This window comes from Enterobacter asburiae, assembly GCF_024599655.1.
Lineage (GTDB): Bacteria > Pseudomonadota > Gammaproteobacteria > Enterobacterales > Enterobacteriaceae > Enterobacter > Enterobacter asburiae_D.
The window spans coordinates 125,342-140,989 of the sequence record NZ_CP102247.1 but is presented as its reverse complement, the minus strand read 5'-3'; the positions used below and the strand labels follow the sequence as shown (position 1 = coordinate 140,989).

Here is a 15,648-nt window from a genome sequence, read left to right as displayed (position 1 = left end):
GGGAATTTTCATGGCACTGGAACAGGGTATTGCGCAGCTGGTTCAGGGGTTTATCGCAGCAGGCCGGCCTTTGTCACGTCGACAGACCATTGAGGTACGACGAGCAGGGTACATTGCCAGCACGGGGCTTGCCGGGAAGACAGAAACGCGCGTTCAGGTGGAGACGCTAGTGCTTGAGGGCCTTACCATTCGGGTATTTTCACCTCTTAATACCCCTGAAATATTGCCTGCAGCCATCTACTATCACGGCGGATGCTTCATCAGCGGCGGCTTTGATACCCATGATAACCAACTCCGCCAGTTAGCCTGTTACGGCAATTGCCGGATGATTGCGGTTCAGTACAGGCTGGCGCCGGAGCATACCTTCCCCGCCGCACATGACGATGCCGAAAAAGGTGCGGATTTGATCTGGAAGTATGCAGACAAATTGGGCGTGGATAGGAATCAGATCACTCTCTGTGGAGACAGCGCGGGGGGACACCTGGCGCTTGTGACGGCGCTGCGGCTTAAGGCTAAAGGGCTCTGGCAACCTGTACAGCTTATTCTTATCTACCCCATGCTCGACGCCACGGCCAGTTTTGAAAGCTATACCCTCAACGGCATGGATTACGTAATTACTCGCGATACCCTGCTGAGCGGCTATGAAATATATCTGGCTGGAGCCGACTGTAAGCATCCTGAGGTTAGCCCGCTGTGGCGAGAAGACTTCAGCGGCCTGCCAGCTGTCCATATCGTTACCGCTGAGTACGATCCGTTATGCGATGAAGGAGAGGCGCTGTTTCAACGCCTCACGGAGCAAGGAGTGACGTGTACCGCTCAGCGATGGCTGGGAGTAATACATGGCTTCTTCCAGCTTGGTGGAATTAGCCAATCAGCGCGAGATGTTGTGCGGGATATCGCATGGCGGATTCATCACATCCGACAAGAGTGAACAGGCGATTACTCCTCCTCGTTCCCACCCTCTTCATACGCTCCAAAAGGCTTCGCCGGAAGAACAATGTAGGTGCCTTCAAACACCGCACCCGGTGTTTTATCGCCAAACAGTTCGACCTGCATTTGTACGCGCGCTTTGCGACCGCGTGCCAGACGATCAAGATCGCCACCCAGTGACCCCAGATCGGCCACGGCGGTCGGCTTGCCGCTTATCGGTGCGCTATAGCGAATGTGGGCATCGGCCAGAATGATGGTGCCGCCCAGATGGCGCTCGCGCAGCATCAGCCAGATAAGCCCCCAGCCGGTGAGCGTGGCCAGCGAGAAAAGACTTCCGGCAAACAGGGTGTGGTGCGGGTTCTGATTGCCGGTTTCCGGCATGGTGGTAATAAATTTTTGTCCGGTGTACTGCTGAATGCGCACGCCCATTTTTTCACTGAGCGGAATGTGCTGATACCAGGCCTGCTGCAGCTGACCACACCAGTCGGCGCGATGAAGAATATCATCCAGCGTGGCGATGGGTTTGATCATCAAAAAATGACGAATCGGCGTGGTTTGCGGGGTCGTGATCTCCCCCTGATTTACAAAACCAAGTTTGGCGAAGAATTCTACGGCATCTTCGCGGGCGCTACAGGTGACGCGCTTAACGCCTTCCTGACGGGCAACGGACTCAAGGGTCATCGCCATTAGCGTCCCCAGTCCTTTGTCCTGCACGGAGGGATGAACCGCCATAAAGCGAATAGACGCTTCGTTATCGGCGTTGATATACAAGCGCCCAACGGCGACGAGGTTACCCTCTTCGTCCATCACCATCTGATGGTGGGCCATCGCGTCCCAGGCATCGCGTTCAGAGCCTTTTGGCTGATGCAGTGGCTTGCGCAGCATTTCCCAGCGGAACTGGTAATAAGCGTCTAACTCTTCTTCCGTTTGCGGTACTCGAAGGTGATACATAGCTGTACTCTCTCTTGTTACCCGCGGCCACGCCGCCAGTTGGCTCATACCTGGAGCCAGAATGTGACGGGGCCATCGTTCACCAGCGAAACCTGCATATCTGCAGCGAATCGTCCGGTTTGCGTATTCATTTCCTGCTGGCGACAACGCTCAACAAAGTACTCGTAAAGTGCTTCTGCACGATCCGGCGCGGCGCCTTTGGAGAAGCTCGGGCGCATGCCGCGCTCGGTATCCGCTGCCAGCGTAAACTGGGAAACCACCAGCACGCTGCCGCCCGCCTGCTGGACGTTCAGGTTCATCTTGCCTTCCGCATCGCTGAAAATACGGTAGCCCAGCACGCGCTCACACAAGCGGTTGGCTTTTTGTTCGTCGTCATCCTTTTCGACACCTAACAACACCAAAAGTCCTGGGCCAATTTCACCCGTCACCTCTCCCTCCACGGTGACGCTGGCACGGGTTACGCGCTGTATCAATGCAATCATGGTTGGTCTGCTTCTTGTTGTTTTTCAGCTTCTGCTGCTTTTTTCAGTTCGCGGTATACACCGAGAGTGACAGTTATTTCGGCACCAAGCAAGACGATACACCAGGTCCAGTAGACCCATACAAACAAAATGGGGATCACCGCCAGCACGCCGTAAATTAGCTGATAAGACGGGAACATGGTGATGTAGAGGGCAAACCCTTTTTTACCGAGCTCAAAAAGCAGCGCCGCCACCAGCGCCCCCACAACCGCATCGCGGTTAGGCACGCGCGTGGTCGGCACGACGCTATAGAGCAGCCAGAACGAGAGCCACGACAGGATCAACGGAAAGATGCGAAGCGCATTATCGATAGCGCCGTTGAGATCACTCGCCCAGCGCAAGGAAAGGAGATACGAACTGATCGCCAGGCTCGCCCCGGCCAGCAGCGGCCCCAGCGTGAGGATCATCCAGTACACGGCAAAGGAATACACTTTTGGCCGCGCTTTTTTACTCCGCCAGATCGTGTTCAGCGCGTTATCGATGGCATACATCAACAGCAGCGCAGTGACGATAAGACCGCATGCCCCCACTGCCGTCATCTTGCTGGAATTGGCGACAAACTGCTCAATGTAGTTCTGGATGACATCCCCGGTTGCAGGAATGAAATTCGCGAAGACAAAATGACGAAGCTGCAGGCTGACGTCCGCAAACATCGGAAAGGCGGAAAACAGGGCAAAGATGACCGCCACCAGCGGCACTAATGAGAGTAACGACACGTAGGCGAGGTTACCCGCCAGCGTGGTCATGTTGTCCTCATCAATACGGTGCCAGAGCAGTTTCAGCCAGGCCCTCAGCGGGCGAGTATGATGCGTGGCTTTTTGATGAACGGTTTTTAGCATAGCTGTTTCGCGAAGTAGTTTGGTATCGTCTCTTTTCCGGTCACCAGAATTGACGTAATACCCAACTGGTTAGCTCCCTCTATATTATCGGCGTTGTCGTCGAAAAAGACCGCATCGGCCGCGGTGAATCCCTCTGACTGCAGAACAGCCTGATAAATTCGCGCTTCAGGCTTACGCATCCCCATCTCCTGCGAAAGGTAGATCTTATCGGCTGCCGCCTTAACTTCAGGGTATTCCTCAGGCCAGAACGTGGTGTGCAGACGGTTGGTATTTGACAACACGACGACCCGATGGCCCTGCTCGCGAAGCTTATGCATGATGTCGATCGCTTCAGGCCGGATGGCGACAAATACTGCCTGCCAGCCGTGTGAAAACTGCTCGTAGCTTAACGGGAGATCCATCTCCTGACAGAAGCGTTCAGCGAACTCTTCATCGCTAATCTCGCCGCGTTCATGCTGATGGAAGGTCTCGCCCATCGCGAAATTCTGCTTCAGTGTCGCCAGCGGAACGCGGCTAAAGTCGCTCCATGCACCCAGCACGCGATTAAAATCGATATCGACGATTACGTTTCCTAAATCAAAGATATAAAGCATGGTTATCTCCTGCTCGCCGTGGAGAAGTAACTGTAGCGGGAATAGAGAGATTTGACTATGCGTGCTGTCTAAGGTGTGCGATCGATTTCTACGGCGCGTTTTTACGACAGTAAAGTGAAGGGACGTTTGACGCGGCGAAAAGCCAGGCCCCGCGATACTCATCGATCATCAGGCTCAGCTCTCTTCCCGGCGTACGATAAAAACCCGGCAGCGTGGCGTTGATATCAACCTCATCCGCATCATCGGCGAAGGTTTTAACAATCCGATCGTTATTTAATACGCGCGCGCTCTGATGATAGCTGTAGTGAAAATAGATGGTCCGGTTAACTTCAGAAACCGTCTGACCAAATAATTTACCATTAATGACGGTAGACCCCTCCCGATGCTGCATCCGCCAGGACACCGTACCCACAAATCGGTTTTTACCAATCGTCCATTCCACATCTCCCGTACAGCGTATCGGCGTACTCGAAAAATGCGAATACGCTAACCAGCTGCTGGTGATAGCGGCCATCAGAAACGCCACCAGCAAAATAATACGGTTCCGGAGTGTTTTCATTGCTCATGCGCCCAAAAATAATGCGTGGTACATAATGCTGCCGAGTCCCGTCGCGCATCGTTATTACAGACAAACGCCGCGATCCGCTCCGTTTTACTATAGCCGATGAGAAAAACGTATCGTTTTTCGGCGCACAGACCGGGATTGTTTTTTAACAGAGTCAAGTAATGATCCTGAATATGTTCATTAGGCGCATAAAAAAGCTGGCAGGCGCTGGTCGTGCTGCCCGTTGAAAGTGGAATAAAGTGACTAAACGGCATGTTCTGGTGGTTTTTATATAATATCACCCCATTGATAAGCGCGATCAGCAAAAGCGTCGCGGTGGTAATTATCAGCCAGGCCGGCTTCTGCCTCGCGGTGCTTTCGGCTATTGCCACGTCTTTATTGACGATTGTCAGCTCAGCGGTTGGGCTAAATACTTCAACCTGAGTGGCTTCGGAAAGCATCAGCCCGCGGCGAGAAATCGTTTTTACCGTATCGCGCGGTAACCCCACCTCAGCCAGAGCATTGCGTAATGTCAAAATGGCCTGATAAAAGGTATTCGGTGTGGTGACGTCATTGCGCTCCCCCCACCCCACCACCATTAACTGGTTTTGCGAAATAATTTCCCCAGGATGAGTGACGAGATAAAGAAAACAGAGATTGGCAGGAAGCTGCAATTGTATCGAGCGCCCGGTAATATGATTCGCCAGCGTTTTGTTTTCTGGATCATACTCGACCAACTTGTTAATGAGATACAATTTTCCTTTCCTCTGCAATAACAATGCTTAACTTTATACGCTAAAAACATATTCGTATATTTAACAACATTATAGGTCAGATGGATTAGGACGCGATACCACCCCACCTAAGATTAAAAACAACGTATTATTTTTCAATCTGTTACAAGCCGCTTTTCTTAGGCTTACCTCATCTAAAACGACATAATGAGATTTCATTACACTTCGCCAGGTCAAATAATTATATTGAGCCGCAACCAGAGAAAAGACTGACGTAACGGCAGATTTAAGAAACGAATTTTTAGCTATTAGTGCTATTTCGTGAATCTCCTTTTCGACTTTTTTTCGTCGAATAATCTTAAAGGATTGATGAATATTCCTGGTTTCTTCTGCCAGCTGATGTTCTTTCGCTTTGACGACGGCCTGACGGAATAGAGACCACCAGGAATTTATATTCCCTGCCATTGTTTTTCGTAAATAAGGCAGGTTCACCAAATATGTTTCAAGATTGACACATTTGAGCGGCAGTGAAATATTGACTATGAAAATAAGACAGGAGTGGACTGGATGATAACATCGTCGCAAAAGGTTGTCCGCTGTATAAGCTGTGAATTGTCCTGTCAGTTATATCCAGATAACGCAGTACGATCACAATACTGTGGCAACGCCTCGTTCGCGGTTTGGCCGGTTGGTAACCATTTCCTGCAGACTGCAGTTGAAAATAAAATATTGCACGGGAACAAGAATCACTTATCACGTGGATTTATTTTTGTGGATTTTTCGATGTACAACCTGCGCGTACTTGCCGATCCGCAATGGATTGAACGTCTGGCGATAACCAACATGAACATCGTGATTATCACGGACCGCAGGCTGGAGGCGCTAGCTAATTATTTATTCAATCACCGCAGTGAAATAAAGGGCGTTATTTATTCGGATGATAAGGACGTTATATTACAGGAAAAAATTAACCATCTTTTCTCCGGTAGAAGGGTGAATAGCAGACGAGGAAGTACGTTGAATACCGTCGAATTCACTTTACTTAACCGATTTTTATCAGGAGCGTGCCTCCAGGAGATTATAAAAACAGACAGCATTGATGTTAAAAAAATTTATGTTCATAAAATACGACTTGAGAGGAAGTTAGGTACCAGCATTCATAAAATTCTCGTTTCTATTTTGTAATTTCAACCACTTAACATACCCACATTTAATGCTGTGGAGGATGTTCTACGCCTGAAAGAAAGGGGCTATCTATGCCATATTTAATGAAACACTCACCAGTCGCCGCGGCGATTTCTCTGGCGTTATCGTCAGCGCTATTTACCGCACATGCGGCGGTAATAGATTTTGCTAATTTACCTGCCTCCGGAGCAGTAACGGATTTGCCTGCAGAAATACAGGCGTTGATTCCTGCAACGGCAAACGCGAACTTTAGCAAAAATACCGGCGATCCTAACTATGTCTACCAGTACAGCGCGGGTAATATCCCGATCTACGGAGATGGGATCACCCTCGAAGGACCAGGGGCGGAAGCCTTTGAGCATTCGGTCACCGTTATTCAGAACTCCACGTCCGGCAGCCCGGGGGTGATATTTGGTGACGATCTCACTATTCGCACCCAGTCAAAAGTGGCCGCCAATAATGGTAAAGACGTGGACGGCATTCGCACCCATGGTATGAACACGCCGGACAACCCGGTGTTTATCATTACCGGCGACCGCACCCATATTTACGTCAATGGCCAAAGCGGTGACGGCATCAATGCCGGATATAGCTCCTTCAGCCAGGGCTCTCTCGGCTCCGCCAATATTTATGTGGGTGACGATCTCTATATCGAAACCACCGGCAGTACCGGTCGAGGGATCAGCGCCAATGCACTAAACGATGCGTCAAAGGCAAAAAATAACGTTATCGTCGGCGATCGTGCGCATATTGTAACGCGTGGTACCTACGCCGAGGGGATTCGTACCAACCAGAGCGGCTCATACGTTCGTCTGGGGAATGAGGCCGCCATCGAAACGTACGGCACATCGGCCTACGGCCTGTATGCAGGTTCCGCATCCAAAATTGAGCTGGGAAAAAAAGCGGCGATAACTACCGACGCGGCCAGCGCCTCCGGGGTTTATTCTACCGGTTCGTCAACCATCACCCTTGATGAGGGCGCGACCATCACCACCAACGGAGCCAGCGCGCATGGCGTCTATGCGTACACAGGCGCGGTGAATCTTGGAGATAACGTCATCATTGCGGTCAACAGCAGCGAGAAAACCAGCAGCTCCGCGCAGGCGCCGCACGGGATGTATGCCTGGTCACGCGGCGTGATAACGCTCGAGGGTGGCGCAACCATTACCACCGCAGGCCAGCGCGACAGCGGAAGCTATGCCCTGAACGCCGGCAACGGTGGCGTGATTGATGCCTCTGCGGGCGGAAAATTCGTCCTCAACGGCGATATCCTCTCCGCAGGCGGCGTCGCGGCCACCAGCACGCTTCCGACTCAAAACAGTACCATTACGCTGAATATGGATGACAACTCACTCTGGAACGGGGCGTCTTATATTGAGAGCAACGCCAACGGTACCGGGACAATCGCGCTTACGATGAATGATGCCGTGTGGAATATGCGCGACAGCTCGACGCTGACCAGCCTGACGCTGAATGCGGGCGGCACGATTAACTTCCAGCATGCTGAGGATGCGGCGTGGCAAACCCTGACCATCAGCGACGATTTTATCGGCAACGGCGGCAAGCTGGTTTTCAATACCGTGCTGTTTGACGATACCTCGGAAACGGACAAACTGATCGTTGAAGGCAACACCTCCGGTCATACCGGGGTGGAAGTGAATAACATTGGCGGTACTGGCGCACAAACCGTAGAAGGGATTGAAATTGTCAGCGTGGGCGGCAACTCTGACGGAACGTTTGAGAAGGCCAGCCGTATCGTGGCGGGAGGCTATGACTATAACGTTGTGCAAAAAGGGAAAAACTGGTTTCTGACCAGCCTGGTTGAGCCCGTTGACCCACCGGTTGACCCTGTGGACCCACCGGTGGATCCCGTAAACCCACCTGTTGACCCTGTGGACCCGCCTGTCGACCCGGTAGATCCACCCGTCGATCCGGTGATTCCGCCGCAGGAACCGGTTCCCCCTGCTGCACCACCGAAAAGCGAGCATCAGTATCGCCCGGAATTTGGTAGCTATCAGGCGAACAGCTATGCGGCAAATACGCTGTTTATGACCCGCCTGCACGACCGTCTGGGTGAAACGCAGTACACCGACATGCTCACCGGCGAGGAAAAAGTAACGAGCCTGTGGATGCGTAACGTCGGCGGCCATACGCGTTTCAGAGACGGCAGCGGCCAGTTAAAAACGACCGCCAATCGCTACGTGCTGCAGCTGGGTGGTGATGTAGCCCAGTGGAGCACAGATGGCCTGGATCGGTGGCATCTCGGCCTGATGGCGGGCTACGGCAACAGCCAGAGTCGGAGTGCTTCCAGCCTGACCGGATACCACTCGCGTGGCGAAGTGAATGGCTATAGCGTCGGCCTGTACGGTACCTGGTACGCAAACGACGCGGATAAAAGTGGTACCTACGTTGATAGCTGGATGCTGTATAACTGGTTCGACAATAAGGTGATGGGGCAGGATCAGGCGACTGAGCGTTATCGCTCCAGCGGCGTAACCGCCTCTGTAGAAGCTGGCTATAGCGTTAAGGTGGGTGAAAGCGGCCGCAACAGCTACTGGCTCCAGCCGAAGGCGCAGGCCGTTTGGATGGACGTGCAGGCTGACGACCATCGCGAGCGCAACGGCACGCGGGTGAAAGACGAGACTCAGGGGAACCTGATGACACGTCTCGGCGTGAAGGCCTATATCAGCGGACATAACGCGATTGACGACGGTAAATCCCGCACCTTCCAGCCGTTTATCGAGGCGAACTGGATCCACAATACCCAGACCACGCGCATCCGCATGGATGACGTCAGCAATGAAATGCGCGGTACTCGCAATATCGGTGAACTTAAGACAGGTGTAGAGGGACAGATTACGCCGCAGCTTAGCGTATGGGGCAACGTGGCTCAGCAGATGGGCGACAAAGGCTACAGCGATACCCAGGGGATGCTGGGGGTGAAATACAGCTTCAAATAACAACAAAAAAGCCGCTGATTTCTCAGCGGCTTTTTTTACTACGGATTGACCGTATTACTCTTCTTTCGCACCGCGCATAGCACGTTTACGATCGTTCTCGGTCAGGTGACGTTTACGGATACGAATTGACTGTGGAGTCACTTCTACCAGTTCGTCATCATCGATGAATTCCAGAGCCTGCTCCAGAGTCATCTTGATCGGTGGAACCAGAACCGTTGCTTCGTCAGTACCGGACGCACGCATGTTGGTCAGTTTCTTACCGGTCAGGCAGTTTACGGTCAGGTCGTTAGAACGACTGTGAATACCGATGATCTGGCCTTCATAAACTTCAGCACCGTGACCCAGGAACAGCTTACCGCGATCCTGCAGACCGAACAGCGCAAACGCAACCGCTTTACCCTGACCGTTGGAGATCAGCACGCCGTTGTTACGCTGGCCCACTTCGCCCGGACGAACGTCGTCGTAGTGGCTGAAGGTGGAGTACAGCAGACCGGTACCGGAGGTCATGGTCATGAACTCTGAACGGAAGCCGATCAGACCACGGCTTGGGATCACGTAGTCAAGACGTACGCGGCCTTTGCCATCTGGATTCATGTTTTTCAGGTCGCCTTTACGCTCACCCAGTGCCTGCATCACAGAACCCTGGTGCTGCTCTTCAACGTCCAGCGTTACGTTTTCGAACGGCTCTTGTTTACGGCCATCGATTTCGCGGAAGATTACTTTCGGACGGGAAACCGCCATTTCGAAACCTTCACGACGCATGTTTTCGATCAGAACAGACAGGTGCAGCTCACCACGACCCGAAACGCGGAATGCATCAGCGTCTTCGGTTTCTTCAACGCGCAGCGCAACGTTGTGCACCAGCTCTTTGTTCAGACGGTCAAGGATCTGACGAGAGGTAACGAACTTACCTTCTTTACCACAGAACGGAGAGGTGTTGACGTTGAAGAACATGGATACGGTTGGTTCATCAACGGACAGGGCTGGCAGTGCTTCGACGTTCTGCGGATCGCAGATGGTGTCGGAGATGTTCAGTTCACCCAGACCGGTGATAGCGATGATGTCGCCTGCTTCAGCGATGTCGCTCTCGATACGCTCAAGACCCAGGTGAGTCAGTACTTTACCGACTTTACCGTTACGGGTTTTGCCTTCGCTATCGATGATAGTAACCTGCTGGTTAGGCTTCACTTTACCGCGCTTGATACGACCAATGCCGATTACGCCAACGTAGTTGTTGTAGTCGAGCTGAGAGATCTGCATCTGCAGGGTGCCGTCGAGATCGACGTTTGGCGCAGGAACACGGTCAACAATCGCCTGATACAGCGGGGTCATGTCTTCAGCCATGTCTTCGTGGTCCAGACCTGCGATACCGTTCAGCGCAGAGGCGTAAACGATAGGGAAGTCCAGCTGCTCGTCGGTCGCGTCGAGGTTAACGAACAGGTCGAAGACCTGGTCGACAACCCAGTCAGGACGCGCGCCAGGGCGGTCAACTTTGTTGATAACAACGATTGGCTTCAGACCATGGGCAAAAGCTTTTTTGGTCACGAAGCGCGTCTGTGGCATTGGGCCATCCATTGCGTCAACGACCAGCAGAACGGAGTCTACCATGGACATTACACGTTCAACTTCACCACCGAAGTCGGCGTGCCCTGGGGTATCAACGATGTTGATACGGTAGTCATTCCATTTAATCGCGGTGTTTTTCGCGAGGATAGTAATCCCACGCTCTTTCTCCAAATCGTTGGAGTCCATCACGCGTTCTTGGGTTTCGGCACGCGCATCAAACGTACCGGATTGCTGCAGCAGCTTGTCAACCAGGGTAGTTTTACCATGGTCTACGTGCGCGATGATGGCGATGTTACGCAAATTTTCGATCACAACTTTGCCTCAGGCATTTAGAAATAGCGCGTTATTGTACACGGATTAATCGCACTACAAAACAGGATCACAAACATCCCCCGCAAACAAGTATTGCAGAGATGCTTTGTGATCGCTTTCACGGAGCGGTAAAAGGGCACTTTAACGTAAATTGCACCAATATGGTGCTCAATGTTCACATTGAAGCACTATACTGGTGCAACAAATCCATCGTGGTGCAGCCCTTTTGCACTATGGTGCGCATGATAACGCCTTTTTGGGGTGTTTTAAAAGTTGGCACAGATTTCGCTTTATAAAAAATACATGGCAACAGCCAGTACAAACAGAAATTGAAGACCTCGTTACCACGACGACAATGACCAATCTGGAGAGTTAAGTATGTCCGCTGAACACGTTTTGACGATGCTGAACGAACATGAAGTGAAGTTTGTTGATCTGCGCTTCACCGATACCAAAGGTAAAGAACAGCACGTCACAATCCCTGCTCATCAGGTGAACGCCGAATTCTTTGAAGAAGGCAAAATGTTTGACGGCTCCTCCATTGGTGGCTGGAAAGGCATTAACGAATCCGACATGGTTCTGATGCCGGACGCGACTACTGCGCTCATTGACCCGTTCTTCGAAGAACCAACCCTGATCATCCGTTGCGACATCCTCGAGCCAGGCACGCTGCAGGGCTACGACCGCGACCCACGTTCTATCGCAAAACGTGCTGAAGAGTACCTGCGTTCTACCGGCATCGCGGACACCGTTCTGTTCGGGCCAGAGCCAGAGTTCTTCCTGTTTGACGACATCCGTTTCGGCGCTTCAATTTCTGGTTCCCACGTGGCTATCGACGACATCGAAGGCGCATGGAACTCTTCCACCAAATACGAAGGTGGTAACAAAGGTCACCGTCCTGGCGTGAAAGGCGGTTACTTCCCGGTTCCTCCGGTCGATTCTTCACAGGACATCCGTTCTACCATGTGTCTGATCATGGAAGAGATGGGCCTGGTTGTTGAAGCGCACCACCACGAAGTGGCGACCGCTGGCCAGAACGAAATCGCTACCCGCTTCAACACCATGACCAAGAAAGCGGATGAGATTCAGATCTACAAATACGTTGTGCACAACGTTGCGCACCGTTTCGGTAAAACCGCGACCTTCATGCCAAAACCAATGTTTGGCGATAACGGTTCCGGTATGCACTGCCACATGTCTCTGTCCAAGAACGGGACCAACCTGTTCTCTGGCGACAAATATGCCGGTCTGTCCGAGCAGGCGCTGCACTACATCGGTGGTGTTATCAAGCACGCTAAAGCGATCAACGCCCTGGCAAACCCAACCACTAACTCCTACAAGCGTCTGGTCCCGGGCTACGAAGCGCCAGTGATGCTGGCCTACTCTGCACGTAACCGTTCTGCTTCTATCCGTATCCCGGTGGTGGCTTCTCCTAAAGCACGTCGTATCGAAGTGCGCTTCCCGGATCCAGCGGCTAACCCATACCTGTGCTTCGCAGCACTGCTGATGGCCGGTCTGGACGGTATCAAGAACAAGATCCACCCGGGCGAAGCGATGGACAAAAACCTGTACGACCTGCCGCCAGAAGAAGCTAAAGAGATCCCACAGGTTGCTGGTTCTCTGGAAGAAGCCCTGCAGGCGCTGGACGCAGACCGTGAGTTCCTGACTGCGGGCGGTGTGTTTACTGATGAAGCGATCGACGCTTACATCGCTCTGCGTATTGAAGAGAACGACCGTGTACGTATGACTCCGCATCCGGTTGAGTTCGAGCTGTACTACAGCGTTTAATAAAGTTGTTTTACCCGGCGTGATAAGCGCCGGGGGTAGTTGCCGTGGAAACTTTTAGCCCATCTCCGGATGGGCTTTTTTCTCCACCAACAACCTGATCTCACGCGCTTTTTACGCCGAAAACGCTATACTGCACTAAAACAGTGCAACAACTCCAGGAGACTGCTGAATGGCAACTGGCACGCTGCCCGATGCTGGGCAGATCCTCAATTCTTTGATTAACAGCATTTTGCTGGTCGATGACGAGCTGGCCGTTCATTACGCCAACCCGGCGGCGCAGCAGCTGCTCGCCCAAAGCGCACGTAAACTGTTCGGCACCCCGCTTCCTGAACTCCTGAGCTATTTTTCGCTGAATATTGGCCTGATGCAGGAAAGTTTGCAGGCTGGCCAGGGGTTTACCGATAACGAAGTGACGCTGGTGATCGACGGGCGCTCGCACATTCTGTCGCTGACCGCGCAGCGTCTTCCCGATGGGATGATCCTGCTGGAAATGGCGCCGATGGATAACCAGCGTCGACTGAGCCAGGAACAGCTTCAGCATGCGCAGCAAATTGCCGCCCGTGACCTGGTGCGCGGTCTGGCGCATGAAATCAAAAACCCGCTGGGTGGATTACGCGGCGCGGCGCAGCTTCTGACCAAGGCGCTGCCCGACCCCGCGCTGGCGGAGTATACCAACGTCATCATTGAGCAGGCGGACCGTCTGCGGAATCTGGTAGACCGTCTTCTTGGGCCACAGCAGCCGGGAATGCACGTCACTGAAAGCATCCATAAAGTGGCTGAACGGGTGGTGAAGCTCGTCTCAATGGAGCTGCCGGAGAACGTCACGCTGGTACGTGATTACGACCCAAGCCTGCCGGAACTGGCCCATGACCCGGACCAGATTGAGCAGGTCCTGTTGAATATTGTGCGTAATGCCCTGCAGGCGCTGGGACCTGAAGGGGGCGAGATTATTTTACGCACCCGCACCGCCTTCCAGCTCACGTTACACGGCGTGCGCTACCGGCTGGCGGCCCGAATTGACGTTGAGGATAACGGGCCCGGCATTCCATCGCATCTGCAGGATACCCTGTTCTACCCGATGGTAAGCGGTCGCGAAGGCGGTACCGGCCTGGGCTTATCCATTGCCCGCAGTTTGATCGATCAACACTCCGGGAAAATTGAATTTACCAGTTGGCCGGGACATACCGAGTTTTCGGTTTTCCTGCCGATTAAAAAATAAAGGTGACGTTTATGCAACGAGGGATAGTCTGGGTAGTCGATGACGATAGCTCCATCCGTTGGGTGCTTGAACGCGCGCTCACAGGGGCGGGATTAAGCTGCACGACGTTTGAGAGCGGCAGCGAAGTGCTCGACGCACTCACCACCAAAACGCCAGATGTTCTGCTTTCGGATATTCGTATGCCGGGCATGGACGGGCTGGCGCTGTTAAAGCAGATCAAACAACGCCACCCTATGCTCCCGGTCATCATAATGACCGCGCACTCCGATCTGGATGCTGCAGTAAGCGCCTATCAGCAAGGGGCGTTCGATTACCTGCCCAAACCGTTTGATATCGACGAAGCGGTGGCGCTGGTTGAGCGTGCGATTAGCCATTATCAGGAACAGCAACAGCCGCGCCACGCACCCGATTTTGGGCCAACGACAGACATCATCGGCGAAGCGCCGGCGATGCAGGACGTATTTCGCATTATTGGCCGTTTGTCCCGCTCATCCATTAGCGTATTGATTAACGGTGAATCGGGAACCGGTAAAGAGCTTGTAGCGCATGCATTGCATCGCCATAGCCCACGGGCAAAAGCGCCGTTCATCGCCCTGAATATGGCGGCGATCCCGAAGGATTTGATTGAGTCCGAACTGTTCGGCCATGAAAAAGGGGCATTTACCGGCGCAAATACCATTCGTCAGGGGCGATTCGAACAGGCAGACGGCGGCACGCTGTTCCTGGATGAAATCGGCGATATGCCGCTGGATGTCCAGACCCGCCTGCTGCGCGTGCTGGCCGACGGGCAGTTTTATCGCGTGGGCGGCTATGCGCCGGTGAAGGTGGACGTGCGTATTATCGCCGCGACCCACCAGAACCTGGAGCAACGCGTGCAGGAAGGAAAATTCCGCGAGGATTTATTCCACCGTCTGAACGTCATCCGCGTTCATCTGCCGCCGCTGCGTGAGCGTCGGGAAGATATTCCCCGCCTGGCACGCCATTTCCTGCAGGTGGCCGCCCGCGAGCTGGGTGTGGAAGCCAAGCAGCTTCACCCGGAAACCGATGCCGCTCTGACGCGTCTGGCGTGGCCGGGCAACGTGCGTCAGCTGGAAAATACCTGCCGCTGGTTAACCGTAATGGCCGCCGGGCAGGAAGTGCTGATTCAGGATTTACCGGCCGAGCTGTTTGAAGCGACCGCACCTGAAAGCAGTACCGGGCACGCGCTGCCGGACAGCTGGGCGACGCTGCTGGCACAGTGGGCCGACCGCGCGCTGCGTTCCGGTCATCAAAACCTGCTGTCTGAAGCTCAGCCAGAGATGGAGCGTACGCTGTTAACCACCGCGCTTCGTCATACGCAGGGTCATAAGCAGGAAGCCGCTCGCCTGTTGGGGTGGGGACGTAATACCCTGACGCGCAAGCTTAAAGAGCTGGGAATGGAGTGATCGTACGCCGCTGTGTAAAGGTTATTAATTGAGCGCAAATTGCCGTTATTTTGCGCTTTACTGTTCCGATGAGTTTTGTATG

The 15,648-nt window shown here is 53.2% G+C and carries 14 protein-coding genes; 6 read left to right on the top strand and 8 right to left on the bottom strand.

Annotated features, from left to right (window positions below; genetic code table 11):
• Positions 1 to 10 precede the first annotated feature (10 nt).
• Positions 11 to 931: an alpha/beta hydrolase gene (locus tag NQ230_RS00645; protein ID WP_257259540.1), complete on the top strand. Its 921-nt coding sequence runs from the start codon at positions 11 to 13 to the stop codon at positions 929 to 931.
• Positions 932 to 939: 8 nt separating this feature from the next.
• Here NQ230_RS00645 and fabY read toward each other — a convergent pair whose 3' ends face one another.
• The 7 genes from fabY to NQ230_RS00610 all read right to left on the bottom strand — a co-directional run bounded on the left by fabY (position 940) and on the right by NQ230_RS00610 (position 5,577).
• On the bottom strand, positions 940 to 1,881 hold the full coding sequence (gene fabY / locus NQ230_RS00640; protein ID WP_008501835.1) for a fatty acid biosynthesis protein FabY: 942 nt from the start codon (positions 1,879 to 1,881) through the stop codon (positions 940 to 942).
• Positions 1,882 to 1,925: 44 nt separating this feature from the next.
• Complete coding sequence (gene dtd, locus NQ230_RS00635; protein WP_008501836.1) at positions 1,926 to 2,363, bottom strand: D-aminoacyl-tRNA deacylase; 438 nt, start codon at positions 2,361 to 2,363, stop codon at positions 1,926 to 1,928.
• Entirely contained in the window at positions 2,360 to 3,241 is an 882-nt protein-coding gene (locus NQ230_RS00630; RefSeq protein WP_063144322.1) for a virulence factor BrkB family protein, read from the bottom strand. The genes dtd and NQ230_RS00630 overlap by 4 nt, the downstream gene beginning before the upstream one ends.
• Entirely contained in the window at positions 3,235 to 3,834 is a 600-nt protein-coding gene (gene yihX / locus NQ230_RS00625) for a glucose-1-phosphatase (RefSeq protein WP_029740331.1), read from the bottom strand. Before yihX ends, NQ230_RS00630 begins: the two co-directional genes overlap by 7 nt.
• Before the next feature lie 88 nt (positions 3,835 to 3,922).
• The gene (locus NQ230_RS00620) at positions 3,923 to 4,393 is read right to left on the bottom strand and encodes a hypothetical protein (RefSeq protein ID WP_257259538.1); all 471 of its coding nucleotides are present in this window, start codon (positions 4,391 to 4,393) and stop codon (positions 3,923 to 3,925) included.
• Positions 4,390 to 5,133, bottom strand: a complete 744-nt coding sequence (locus NQ230_RS00615) for a winged helix-turn-helix domain-containing protein (protein ID WP_257259536.1) — start codon at positions 5,131 to 5,133, stop codon at positions 4,390 to 4,392. Before NQ230_RS00615 ends, NQ230_RS00620 begins: the two co-directional genes overlap by 4 nt.
• Positions 5,134 to 5,202: 69 nt before the next feature.
• Positions 5,203 to 5,577 carry a hypothetical protein gene (locus tag NQ230_RS00610; RefSeq protein ID WP_147429989.1) on the bottom strand — a complete coding sequence of 125 codons (375 nt, stop codon included), beginning with the start codon at positions 5,575 to 5,577 and terminating at the stop codon, positions 5,203 to 5,205.
• Between the two features lie 102 nt (positions 5,578 to 5,679).
• Here NQ230_RS00610 and NQ230_RS00605 point away from each other — a divergent pair, with 102 nt between their 5' ends.
• Together NQ230_RS00605 and NQ230_RS00600 are read left to right on the top strand one after the other, a co-directional pair.
• Entirely contained in the window at positions 5,680 to 6,297 is a 618-nt protein-coding gene (locus tag NQ230_RS00605) for a helix-turn-helix transcriptional regulator (RefSeq protein WP_306671192.1), read from the top strand.
• Between the two features lie 71 nt (positions 6,298 to 6,368).
• Positions 6,369 to 9,257, top strand: a complete 2,889-nt coding sequence (locus tag NQ230_RS00600) for an autotransporter outer membrane beta-barrel domain-containing protein (protein WP_257259530.1) — start codon at positions 6,369 to 6,371, stop codon at positions 9,255 to 9,257.
• A 54-nt stretch (positions 9,258 to 9,311) separates the two neighbouring features.
• On the opposite strand, the gene typA is transcribed toward NQ230_RS00600, so the two are convergent.
• Positions 9,312 to 11,135 carry a ribosome-dependent GTPase TypA gene (gene typA / locus NQ230_RS00595; RefSeq protein WP_047624623.1) on the bottom strand — a complete coding sequence of 608 codons (1,824 nt, stop codon included), beginning with the start codon at positions 11,133 to 11,135 and terminating at the stop codon, positions 9,312 to 9,314.
• 378 nt (positions 11,136 to 11,513) lie between these two features.
• Between typA and glnA the strand changes: the two genes are divergently transcribed.
• The 3 genes from glnA (at position 11,514) to glnG (ending at position 15,566) form a co-directional block, all read left to right on the top strand.
• Complete coding sequence (gene glnA / locus NQ230_RS00590; protein ID WP_014072406.1) at positions 11,514 to 12,923, top strand: glutamate--ammonia ligase; 1,410 nt, start codon at positions 11,514 to 11,516, stop codon at positions 12,921 to 12,923.
• A gap of 169 nt (positions 12,924 to 13,092) precedes the next feature.
• A complete protein-coding gene (glnL, locus tag NQ230_RS00585) occupies positions 13,093 to 14,142 on the top strand; it encodes a nitrogen regulation protein NR(II) (protein WP_023333897.1) in 1,050 nt (349 codons plus the stop codon).
• Between the two features lie 11 nt (positions 14,143 to 14,153).
• On the top strand, positions 14,154 to 15,566 hold the full coding sequence (gene glnG, locus NQ230_RS00580) for a nitrogen regulation protein NR(I) (RefSeq protein ID WP_023309765.1): 1,413 nt from the start codon (positions 14,154 to 14,156) through the stop codon (positions 15,564 to 15,566).
• The last annotated feature ends 82 nt before the right edge of the window (positions 15,567 to 15,648 follow it).